Here is an 11,092-nt window from a genome sequence, read left to right as displayed (position 1 = left end):
GCTCGGCGACGACCGCTACATCCTGCGCACCCCCGGCGACGTGATCGTCGAGGAGTTCGGCGAGGGCAACGACGTGGTGCTGGCCTACCAATCCTACGCGCTGGCCGCGCATGTCGAACAGCTCTTCATGCAGACCGTGCGCACCAAGGATGGCAGCCCGGCGATCTTCAACGGGATCGGCAACGGGCTCGACAACACGATCGTCGGCACGCCCTTCTCGAATACGATCGTGGGCCGCGAGGGGCGCGACACGCTGAAGGGTCAGGCGGGCGGCGATACGTTCGTCTTCGACCGCGCGCTGGGGCCCGACAACGTCGACCGGATCATCGATTTCAACACCAATGAGGCCAATGAAGGCGACATCCTGAAGATGAAGGGCACGGTCTTCGGCGGCATGGCGGCGGGGGCGCTCTCGGCGGCCGATTTCGTTGCCGGCACAGCTGCGGCGGACGCCTCCGACAGGTTCATCTTCGACCAGGCCTCCGGGCAGCTCTGGTTCGACGCCGACGGCTCCGGCGCCGGCGCGCAGGAACTCATCGCCACCTTTGAGCAGAACGCCACCGTCACTGCGGCGGATATCGAGATCTTTTGAGACTTATTCCACTTGGCTTGAGTTGAATGAGTGACTGCAAAATCCGCACAGCGTGACTTCGTAGAAATCATTAAAGGTACCAAATAACGTCACGTTATTTGCACACTGCTGGATTACCCAAAACTATCCGTGAGTGGATAATTTCAGCATTTCCGGCCCGTCGATCACGCAGATCGGCGGGTCAATTCTTAAAGGTGGCTCTGTTCGCCAGTTGGACGTAGATGCCACAAGTTTCGCTGCGCTGTGAATGAATGGCAGCTTTTCCTACTGCAGCGCAGCTTGCGTACTCGGTTACTTCTGTCGCTGCATCTACGAGCGGTAGCAAAATGGCACTTCCGCTGTGGGCTCGACCCGGTCATCTGAGTGTTTTTATCGGATGACAGGATAGGCGCGGCAAGCAGCCTTCGGAGACGTAGAAATCGACGTTTCCGCCGTGAACGACTGCCTCTATCGACACCGGACGTTATCCGAACTTCCGGCTATGACTGCCTTGCGGACAAAGCCACCGTTGCCCACACCAATTTGAACGTCGGCTTTTCAAGAAGAATCAGGGCTGATGTTGCAGATGTGCCTACGATTGCTTCCAACCTGATGACAATATGCTTTTTCTTAGGCAGAATGTATAGGTTTCCGAAACTGTATTGCCTTGTTTATGCGCTTTCGCGTCACTCAGAACAGGCTTTTTATTTGTGCGAACGAGTATTTCTTTGTAAGCTCGTTTGGGTATCTACGGCATTTTGCGCGCTTTATGGAAAAGGGGGATACATATGTTTTTTAGACGTTTTTTTGCGGCAACTGCTAGGTGGCTCTCGGCTTTAGTTTTAACAACATTAACGGTGACTGGTCCGGTTCAAGCTAGCACGATCGATTTTAGTTTTTCGTTCACCGATACTGCCAATGGAGGTGGTATGGTTTCCGGGGTTATCCGCGGCCTGCATGACAATGCGACGGGTGCGGCTTCTAGCGTTGAGGTATTGTACAACGCCAATGGGTTCGGCGTCGGCGAGTATGTGGGTAGTCCTACCATTAACACATTCAGTGTCGCAGCCGGCGTGTTGACTTCAGCTAATTTCACATCTTTCGGCATCCTTAACACTTCTTCCGGTGTCACTTGCTGCTCCCTCACGATAAAGAGTTTCCCCCTATCATCCGCCGCCCCCCAAGCAGGACTTACCCCTTCTGACGGCATAATCATACCAAACTTAGACGTTGATTTGTCTATAACTCCCGCTCTCGCCCCGGTCCCACTCCCCGCTGGCCTACCGCTTGTCCTGACGGGCCTTGCCGGTTTCGCCGGGTTGCGGATGCGGAAGAAGCGGAAAGCGCAGGTTTAAGCCACCAAGCCCACCCCGGAACCATCCGTTCCAGCGTGTGAGATACTGCCCAAGGGGTGTAGGTTGGTTCCTACGCCCCTTTTGCTCGTAAAGCCGGGCGATACACTCTTTCATCTTGGCGACAGTTTTCCCGGCTGCGCTGAGGACGCCGTCGCGGAAATGATACCCCAGAAAATCAAACCCTCTTGCGATACGACCTATGAAGGTCTTGTCGGGATGCCTGGCGAGATGCAGCCGGGATAGGGTCCCCTGCACCAACGCCATTGCTTTGCGTATCTTCCACCGGGTCGGGGCGAGGATGAGAATGTCGTCCATGAACCGGACATAAAACAGATTGCTCTGCGCGAACTGTTCATCCAGCTCATGCAGGTAGAAAGCCGCGATCAGCGGACTGAGCGGACAACCAAGCGAGATGCCAAGTTCAATATCAATGTAGTTGCCACCGTCGCAGATACTGCGCCGCAGGTATTGGCCCAGCAGGTTCATCACAGCTTTGTCGTCGATGTGGTTTGCCAACCTGTCCAGAAGCAGGTGATGGTCAATGCTGGCATAGTAGGATTTGACATCCGTCCGCAGGACAAAGCCGTGCCGTGGCAAGTGCTCTGCAACCTGACGAATGGCAGCCTTGGCCCCACCATTGCTTTTGATGTGGGTGCAGTGCGGTGAAACCGGCAAGACCTGCGCCAGACAGAGGCTCATTGCCTTGAGAACCAATGCGTCACGTGAGGTCCAGACATCCACCATTGAGCCGTCTTTCAGGCTAACGCGATCAAGGGCTTCAAACCGAAAGCTGTTGATCGACAGATCGTCTTTGAGCCGCTTTCGTTCCGCGTCCCAATTGCGCCGAAACGACCAGATGTCGGCGTTCGCAGGATAGTCACGCCGCCGGTGGCAAAGCCACGCATAGGCTTCGTCCAGAATGTCGTCTGATACAATTTGTTCAATCAACATAGCCGACGTTCGCGCAGTTTGCAGAAAACGTCAATTTGGGCTCGATGCGGCCGCTGCTGCCGACGGTGAATGATGTCCGGTCTGAGATGGCGGACGACCGCTGCCGCCCGCCAGTTCCTCAGATTTCGATCTTCTCGGCGATGCTCAGCGCGTCGTCGAGTTCGACGCCGAGGTACCTGACTGTGCTGTCGACCTTCGTATGGCCGAGCAGAAGCTGAACGGCCCGCAGGTTGCCAGTCTTCCGATAGATCAACGCGGCCTTGGTCCGTCTCAGGGAGTGCGTCCCATAGGCGTTTGCATCGAGGCCGATCGCCGACACCCAGTCCCTGACGAGACGGGCGTATTGTCGCGTCGACAGATGGGGTGAACCGTGGAACCTGCTAGGGAACAGGAACCTGCAACCGATCATTGAGGGGGACCTGACCCATACAAGGATCGAGTTTCGGGTGTTCTCGGATACTTCGAACTGAACGGGTCTGCCGGTCTTGCTCTGTGTGACCGAAACGCGGTCACGGACTGAGCCGCCAACGACAAGGTCACTGACACGCAGACGAACGAGGTCACAACCGCGGAGCTTGCTGTCGATCGCAAGGTTGAACAGCGCCAGGTCCCGTGGGTTATCCGCGAGTTCCAGCCTGGCTCGAATGGACCAAACCTGCTTGGGTAGAAGAGGACGCTTCTGGCCGATCAGTCGGCCCTTGTTCCATGGTGGACGTACCTGCCTAGTTGCCGGGAGTTGGATTTTGGACATGATGGGGTCTCCATCCAGCCCTCCCGCACCAGGCATCGGCACCGCGCCGACGCCGACAGTCTAATGTCTCTCGACCAACGACCGCTTTGCGAACCAAGGGTTCGACCGACACTTCTGCGGCGCAGTAGTCCGGTTCGAGCCCAAAGCGGTCTCAAGGTTGCCGCCGACTTTTCATCGACTGAACAGCACGATCCTGACACTCGGCTGACATGCTCGATCTGTGCTACCATCACGCAAGACATGCTCGATGATGACTCTGGGAGGCTTGCAATATGTCACATACAGAGGTGCCCGGATGCTGCCCACATGATTGCCAGGACGGCTGTTCATGGGTGGCGCATGTGGAAGAAGGCGAGGTTACCAAAGTCGTCGGCTCGAAGGAGCACCCCTTCACCCGCGGCATTCTGTGCGCCAAGGTCAATGACTACCAGACCCGGACCTATGCATCCGATCGTCTGCTGCATCCGTTGCGCCGCACGGGAGCCAAGGGCAGCGGAAAGTTCGAGCAGATTTCCTGGGACGACGCGCTACGTGAAATCGCGGCCAAGTTTGGAAACATCATCAATGATTGGGGTTCTGAGGCGCTGATGCCGCTGCATGACATGGGCTCGGCCGGGGCGTTGCAGCGCCGTGCGCTCATGCGACTGTTCCATCATCTCGGCGCGAGCCGGCTCCACGGAAGCCTGTGCGGACAGTCCGGTAACGCAGTTGCGGCGGAAGGGCACCCGATCAGCTTCGATCCTGAGACACTCGCGGAAAGCGAATGTATACTACTCTGGGGGGCGAACCTGCTGTCCACGGCCCATCACCACTGGCATTTCTGCCTCGAAGCACGAAAAGCTAGGGACGCCAAAATCATCAGCATCGATCCGAGGCGCACACGAACTGCTGCAAAATGCGACGAACACATTTCCATCCGGCCAGGAACAGACGCTTTTCTTGCAGCAGGCATAGCTAGTGTGTTGATCGAGGACGGACTTGCGGATTTCGAATACGCGCGTTCGGCAACCTGCGACCTAGATACCTATCTCGAAGAAATTAAAGCCTGGACGCCCGGCCGGGTGGGCGAGATCACAGGCGTCGCTCCGTCTGACATCGTGCGGATCGCACGTCTCTACGGTTCGGCCCGACCTGGCACGCTTCGGGTTGGTATCGGCCCCCAGCAATCCCGGTCCGGTGAAGTCTTCGTCAAAAGCCTTAGCGCGCTTGCAATCCTGTCGGGCCACTGGCGGCTACCCGGCGGGGGTCTTTCCATCGAGGGCTATCCGACCTTCGACAACACCGCGCCCGAATGCCCAGAACTATCTCCCGAGGGCACGCGAAGCCTCCACAGGGGCCAGCTTGGTCGGGTTCTGACGTCGCCGGATCTCGATCCGCCAATCAAGGGACTGATGGTCTGGGGGCACAATCCTCTCGTGAACCAGATCGATGCCGAGACGGTCAGACAGGGGCTTTGCCGGAAAGATCTTTTCACGGTCGTGATCGAGCACTTCATGACCGATACCGCGCGACATGCTGACATCGTCTTGCCGTCCACCACACAACTCGAGCACTTCGACGTTCAGGGCTCGTGGGGCCATTGCTATGTGGGCCTGAACCATCCCGCTATCTCACCACTGGGTGAGTCCAAGCCTCACTCCGAGATTATGCGCCTCTTGGCTGGAGAAATGGGGCTCGACGAGCCCGCACTCTTTGCCAACGATGAGACTATTGCCCGCTCAAGCTTACCGTCCGACTTCGACTGGGAGACGCTCAATCGGCAAGGCTGGCTTTATGCGCCACAGCCGAGGAGAGACCCGGCTTCGATGGGAGGTACACTGAAGATGTCGACCGGTCTCGACGGGCCGGAGGACCTCGACGTGAGCGACCTCGTCCCGAACGGTAAACTCAGGCTCCTTACCGTTAAGCCGCACTACCTCCTCAACTCGACCTTCGCGAATATGCCAAGACAGGCCAGACTACAGGGAAACCCGAGGTTGGAGATGCACCCTGTGGACGCCAGGCGGCTGGGACTGGTAGATGGCAGCCGGGTCGTGGCCGGCAATGGTAAAGGTTTGTTGGCAGCGACCCTCCGCGTCACAGATACGGTTGTCAAAGGTACCACGGTTCTGGAAGGGAAGTACTGGTGGAACACCTGTGAAGACGGTTCGCCCGTCTCGAACCGCTTGGCTGAAAGCAACTGGACAGAGGGGGGGCAACCCACCTTCAATGACATTTTCGTAGAGGTGAGTGCTACAAGCTGAGGTCAGTGAAGCCCGTAAAATGGACGGCTACAAAGTCCGCAACCCGGACCTTGAGGTCTGAGATCTCGCTGCATCGGTCACGGATGACCGCTTTTCCTTCTGAGCCGCAGCGGTCAGGCTCAGAGGCGTTCATGCTGCATTTGCGAGGCTTCTGGTGGGTCACTTCCGGAAAGGGCTCTGTGCCGTCAGTCAGTCCGAAGTTTTCAGACGACAGCTTTCAAACGTCGAATGTCAGCGCATTGCGTCAAGCTGCTGAAAAGGTGGGATCATCGCTGCTTTGATACTGGCTGCTTTCGGGAGTAGGCCCGGACTTGAACCGCTGCATCGCCGCAAGGCCGCTTCGAGCCCAGATTGATTGATGCTGCTAAGTTAAGAAATGGCTGCTTTGAAGTTCGAAGATGTGTCGAAATGAAAATCTGAGGGCTTTGTGGTATGCTTAAGAGGGATACTGATGGAACAACTTGGAGCGAGTTGTGGCAATGTCTGGAGTGAAGACTTTAGGTTTCGCGGGCCTTATTTTCAGCCTTTTCTCTGGATCAGTATGTGCACAAGACATCCTCGGCGCGGCACGCTCAGGAGATGCTTCGGAGTTGGCGAGACTCCTGCCAAAGGCCATCGAAATCGATTCAGAAACCCTTGGCAGGCCGCTTTATTTTGCCTCGCAGCGTGGTCATGTCGAAGCGGTGGCCGTTTTGCTCGATCGCGGTGCGGACCCAAACACGTCTTTCTCTTTTGGCGGGGCCCTTCATTCAGCCGCTCGAGCCGACCATGCGGACGTCGTAACGGTCCTTCTCGAATACGGTGCCGATACGGCCACTCCCGCCGGAGAATTTGACAATACAGCTCTTCACGAGGCCGCCGAGGCAGGGGCAACTAAAACCGCTAGCCTTTTGTTGGAATCGGGCGCGAACGTTAACGCCAGAAACAAGGAAGACCAGCCGCCTTTGCATTTAGCCTTGCGCCGTGATCGTTCGGAGATGGCCGCGCTTTTACGAAATGCGGGTGCTTCACCACGCTCAGTGCGCATGCCGACGCAAAACGAGTTAGAGGCTGCGGCAGCCGATCCTGACGCGGGTTGGCTAGCAGCTGGAATCTGCCGTGGCTGTCACGAGTTGGAGCCGGGAGAGGAACTGTATGCAACCTATCCAGGGCCCACACTGCTGGGAATAGTCGGCCGTCCGAAGGCCAGCATCGAGACCTTCGAGTATTCCGAAGCTATGCGGGCGCAGGAGGGGGTGTGGACCCTGGAGGAATTGAACCAATTCCTCGGCGACGTCTATGGCACCGTTCCGGGAACCCGGATGTACAATTTCCCTCCCGATATGACCAAGGAAGAGCGGACGGGCGTACTCTCAATCCTTCTCACCTTGAGGGCCGAGTAAGTGCCGCGTACGAGCGCCGGCAAATTACCATTACCTATAAGCAAGACAAAGCTGACGCTTGAACGACCGTATAAATTAAGCCGGTTTGTCCGCAAGTCGGAAGTAGGCGCCCCAATTTTCGCTGCGCTGTGAATGAATGGCAGCTTTTCTTGCTTCATCGCGGCTGAGCTCATCAGTCGATGTCTTTGCTGCACCTGCGAGCGTCAGCAATAGAGCACTTCCGGTATGGGCTCGACCCGGTCATCCGACTCATTTTGTCGGATGACTGCTATTGCCCGGTAACCGGCCGCTCTTCAAACCGAGTTCCACTCGAAGATCCTCGCTCAATCGACTGGACTTTCTTTTGCGAACGAGCGGTACTGCACGCAAGTCGGCGGGTTGACCCGCTGGTCTCCGCCCGGATGTCCGGGCTCTGGTCGGTAGCAGGGGCAGGGTGCTCCTGCCTGCTCAGAAAGGAGACCGACATGACCATTAAAGCCACCAAATCGGGAAAGCGGACGCCGGACGCAAAACGCGGGCTTGGCTCAAGGCGCAGGACCAAGAAAGTTCAGTTGATCCGAATGCTCTCGGCAAAAACGGGTGCCGATCTTGTAGCCGTCAGCAAGACGCTCAGCTGGCAGACGCACACGACACGGGCGGCACTGTCAGGCCTGCGCAAAGCGGGCTACGAGGTGGTGGGGGAGCAGCCGGGCGAGGGCAAGCCCACGCGCTACCGTATCGTGGCATGGCCCGCGGACGCCGGGGACACCGCAGTAGACCAAGCCACCGATGCCCGGTAGGCCGGATCCGGATCGCCCGCTGGCGATTGCCGCCTGGGAGGAGGCCTTCGGGTCTTCTCCGCCGCCTTACCTGTCCGTGGCCTTCCTGCGCAAAGCGGTCGCTCATGAAGAACAGTCCCGGGTCTCGGGCGGGCTTTCGGCCGCGACCCGACGCACATTGCGGCAGATAGCGGAGGGCAGGCCAGTTACCGAAGCCGGCAGCAGTGACCTGCGAGCCGGGTCCCATCTCGTGCGGGAATGGAACGGACGGACTTACCTGGTGGAGGTAACCGATGGCGGTTTCCGCCTGGACGGGAAGGACTGGCCGTCGCTCTCGGCCATCGCAAAACATATCACCGGCACGACGTGGTCGGGCCCGCGTTTCTTCGGGCTGACCCGCAGAAGAGTGAGCAGCAGATGAAAAAGATCCGTTGCGCCATCTACACGCGAAAAAGTTCGGAAGACGGGTTGGAGCAAGAGTTCAACTCCCTGCATGCGCAGCGGGAGGCCTGTGCGGCTTACATCGCCAGCCAGAAGCACGAGGGGTGGGTGATGTTGCCGGGGCAGTACGATGATGGTGGGCTCTCTGGAGGATCGTTGGACCGCCCGGCTTTGCAGCACCTGCTTGCGGATGTCCGGGATGGGCAGATCGACCAGATCGTCGTCTACAAGATCGACCGCCTGACCCGGTCGCTCTCTGATTTTGCGAAGATCGTCGACATCCTTGATGCGGCAGGCGCCTCGTTTGTCTCGGTCACTCAATCGTTCAATACGGCGACCAGCATGGGGCGCCTGACGCTGAACATGCTGTTGTCCTTTGCGCAGTTCGAGCGCGAAGTGACGGCAGAGCGCATCCGCGACAAGATCGCCGCTTCGAAACGTCGGGGACTCTGGATGGGCGGCCAGGTTCCGATGGGGTACGATCCGGACGGAAGGACGCTCAGGATCAATGAAGCCGAGGCCGAGACGATCCTGACTCTTTACGCGCTTTATGAGCAGCATGGCACCATCCGGCAAGTGAAGGAAACTGCTGATGCACTTGGACTGCGCACGAGGCGCAGGACACTGACATCGGGAGAGACGCGCGGTGGCGGCGCCATCGACCGCGGGCATATCCATCACATCCTGACAAACCCGATCTATGCCGGGCGCATTCGGCACCGCGACAAGGTGCATGACGGCCAGCACGACCCGATCATTGCACCGGAGCGATGGGAGGCGCTTCAGTTGCGCCTGCAAGGTGCGGCCTCGCGCATGCGCCATCGCAAAACGCCACGCCGTGTCTCCCTGCTGTGTGGCAAGCTCTTCGATGAAACCGGAGACCGGCTGACGCCGTCGCACTCCAGAACCAAAAAGGCAACCCGGTTGCGCTACTACGTGTCGAACCGGCTGATCGCGCGCAGCGGGGAGGAGAAGCTGGATGGGTGGCGTCTTCCGGCGGATCAGCTCGAGGCACAGGTCAACGATCTGGTCCGTCGTCATCTTGCAGAGCCAGGTTTTGCAGGCCGCGTCTGCGAGATATCCGATGCGAGCGAAATTGCCCGCATTCGACGCGTGCTGACAGATCTGACGTCGGATCCGGGCACCCCCAGCATCCTCGGGCTGGTCGAACGGATCGGGATTGCCCCGGGACTGATCACAGTCAACCTTGGGGCCGAGAGACTTGCAAAGATGCTGGGTATCGACGCCGATGCGCTGGACGCGGCTACGTTGCAGATCGACGCGCCGTTCCAGGTGCGAAAGCGCGGGGTGGAGACGAAGATCATCCTGGCCGAATCTCGTGGTACCAGGGACGAAGCCCTGATCCGGAACATCGCGCTTGCGCATCACTGGCTTGAACGCATCAAGGCGGGCGAGACGTTCGGCGATATCTCGAAGACCGATGGCATCTCCAAACGCCGCGCCCAGCACATGATCGATCTCGCCTTCCTCGCCCCGGATATCATTCGCGATGTTCTCGAGGGCAAGCAGCCCCTCGGCTTCACGTCCGAGTGGTGCAAGGCGCGGACCTTGCCTTCCGATTGGCAGGAACAGCGCGCGCTTCTCGCGACGCTCTGATTTGCCGCACCTACACCTGCTACCGCGAAAACGCCGATCGCAGACTTCCGGCAATTTGTGCCGATGTCCCGGGCCGGTTCGCCGTCTGCGTCAGGACGCAACGCCAGTAAACCGCGGATATGTCGCGACTAATCGAGGGACACCTTGTCCGGTCTGGATTTAGAAGAGTGCTTGGCTGGGGTGGTAGGAGACCCTGAAAGCCCAAGAAACCCAACGGAAACCTTAAGCGACCACTCCGATCGGGGCACTTTCCGGGGGCATTCCCCGGAGAAAAACAGAACGGAAGGGTCCCGGGGGTGGAGGCCGAGTGGGAGGCGAAGGAGGGTTTCTCACGGGGTTCGGGGGCTTTAAAGCGGACGATGGTGAGGCCGGGGTCGCGAGGGAGGTGGTGGACTGGTTGCGGTGTCGGAACGAAAAGGGCGAGCGCGAAGCCCGCCCCGTATCCGGAAAGTCGAAGGACCGATCAGGCCTGCGCGGCCTTCTTCTGGCGACGCCGCAGCCAGGCCAGTCCGCCGAGACCGGTCAGCAGCAGCGGGAGACCGGCCGGGAGGGGGATGACTGTGGAAGTGCCATAATTCTGAGTGATAGGTGTAATAGAAATTGTAATTGAGAATGCGGCACGTGTAAGGCTAACGCCCAACGGGAAAGCTAGTGGGTCAGCCGGATCTAACTGAAGAGCAGGATCGATACCAGAAATTTGAAAGACTGTTGGATTGCTCCCAAACGTTGTTAGAAAGTCCAATTCCTCACTACTCCCCAGTCCAACAGTGGTCGAACCAACTGTTAAATAGTAGCCGTCCGAGTCGGGAACCGTGAAGAATGAAGGAGCCTGTACCGTCGCAAACTCCGTAGTCGCAGGTGTGATCTCATATGTATAGCCGGTAACTACAGTGGCAGCTTGTATCGGAGCCGCTAGGCATAGACTTAATAATAGAGCAAAAATTCCGATAATTTTCATCACCCCCCCCCTCGAGCTGAACCTGTCACCTCATAACGCTACCATTCTAAAGGCATTGCAGCCAA

Annotated in this window: 9 protein-coding genes and 1 pseudogene; 7 read left to right on the top strand and 3 right to left on the bottom strand. The window is 58.2% G+C overall.

Features of this window, described 5'->3' with window-relative positions:
• Both EZV60_RS19095 and EZV60_RS19550 read left to right on the top strand, forming a co-directional pair.
• Nucleotides 1-592, top strand: a pseudogene (locus EZV60_RS19095) (Calx-beta domain-containing protein); the annotation flags it as partial.
• Between the two features lie 767 nt (nucleotides 593-1,359).
• The gene (locus EZV60_RS19550) at nucleotides 1,360-1,926 is read left to right on the top strand and encodes a VPLPA-CTERM sorting domain-containing protein (protein ID WP_135505239.1); all 567 of its coding nucleotides are present in this window, start codon (nucleotides 1,360-1,362) and stop codon (nucleotides 1,924-1,926) included.
• Here EZV60_RS19550 and EZV60_RS10625 read toward each other — a convergent pair.
• Both EZV60_RS10625 and EZV60_RS10620 read right to left on the bottom strand, forming a co-directional pair.
• Complete coding sequence (locus EZV60_RS10625; protein WP_135505237.1) at nucleotides 1,852-2,877, bottom strand: reverse transcriptase/maturase family protein; 1,026 nt, start codon at nucleotides 2,875-2,877, stop codon at nucleotides 1,852-1,854. The two genes, EZV60_RS19550 and EZV60_RS10625, sit on opposite strands and share 75 nt — an antisense overlap.
• 118 nt (nucleotides 2,878-2,995) lie before the next feature.
• The gene (locus EZV60_RS10620; protein ID WP_135505235.1) at nucleotides 2,996-3,628 is read right to left on the bottom strand and encodes a tyrosine-type recombinase/integrase; all 633 of its coding nucleotides are present in this window, start codon (nucleotides 3,626-3,628) and stop codon (nucleotides 2,996-2,998) included.
• Nucleotides 3,629-3,900: 272 nt separating this feature from the next.
• Here EZV60_RS10620 and EZV60_RS10615 point away from each other — a divergent pair, with 272 nt between their 5' ends.
• The 5 genes from EZV60_RS10615 (at nucleotide 3,901) to EZV60_RS10595 (ending at nucleotide 10,069) form a co-directional block, all read left to right on the top strand.
• Nucleotides 3,901-5,871, top strand: coding sequence for a molybdopterin-containing oxidoreductase family protein (locus tag EZV60_RS10615; protein WP_135505233.1), 1,971 nt, complete (start codon nucleotides 3,901-3,903; stop codon nucleotides 5,869-5,871).
• A gap of 479 nt (nucleotides 5,872-6,350) precedes the next feature.
• Complete coding sequence (locus tag EZV60_RS10610; RefSeq protein ID WP_135505231.1) at nucleotides 6,351-7,253, top strand: ankyrin repeat domain-containing protein; 903 nt, start codon at nucleotides 6,351-6,353, stop codon at nucleotides 7,251-7,253.
• A gap of 464 nt (nucleotides 7,254-7,717) precedes the next feature.
• On the top strand, nucleotides 7,718-8,032 hold the full coding sequence (locus EZV60_RS10605) for a DUF3489 domain-containing protein (RefSeq protein ID WP_135505229.1): 315 nt from the start codon (nucleotides 7,718-7,720) through the stop codon (nucleotides 8,030-8,032).
• The gene (locus EZV60_RS10600) at nucleotides 8,022-8,432 is read left to right on the top strand and encodes a DUF2924 domain-containing protein (protein WP_135505227.1); all 411 of its coding nucleotides are present in this window, start codon (nucleotides 8,022-8,024) and stop codon (nucleotides 8,430-8,432) included. The genes EZV60_RS10605 and EZV60_RS10600 overlap by 11 nt, the downstream gene beginning before the upstream one ends.
• A complete protein-coding gene (locus tag EZV60_RS10595) occupies nucleotides 8,429-10,069 on the top strand; it encodes a recombinase family protein (RefSeq protein ID WP_135505225.1) in 1,641 nt (546 codons plus the stop codon). The genes EZV60_RS10600 and EZV60_RS10595 overlap by 4 nt, the downstream gene beginning before the upstream one ends.
• A gap of 463 nt (nucleotides 10,070-10,532) precedes the next feature.
• Here EZV60_RS10595 and EZV60_RS10590 read toward each other — a convergent pair whose 3' ends face one another.
• The gene (locus EZV60_RS10590; RefSeq protein ID WP_135505223.1) at nucleotides 10,533-11,027 is read right to left on the bottom strand and encodes a VPLPA-CTERM sorting domain-containing protein; all 495 of its coding nucleotides are present in this window, start codon (nucleotides 11,025-11,027) and stop codon (nucleotides 10,533-10,535) included.
• Nucleotides 11,028-11,092: the final 65 nt, after the last annotated feature.

The organism is Roseovarius aestuariivivens (genome assembly GCF_004761875.1).
In the GTDB taxonomy this organism is placed as follows: domain Bacteria; phylum Pseudomonadota; class Alphaproteobacteria; order Rhodobacterales; family Rhodobacteraceae; genus Roseovarius; species Roseovarius aestuariivivens.
This window is presented reverse-complemented; position numbering and strand designations above follow the sequence as displayed.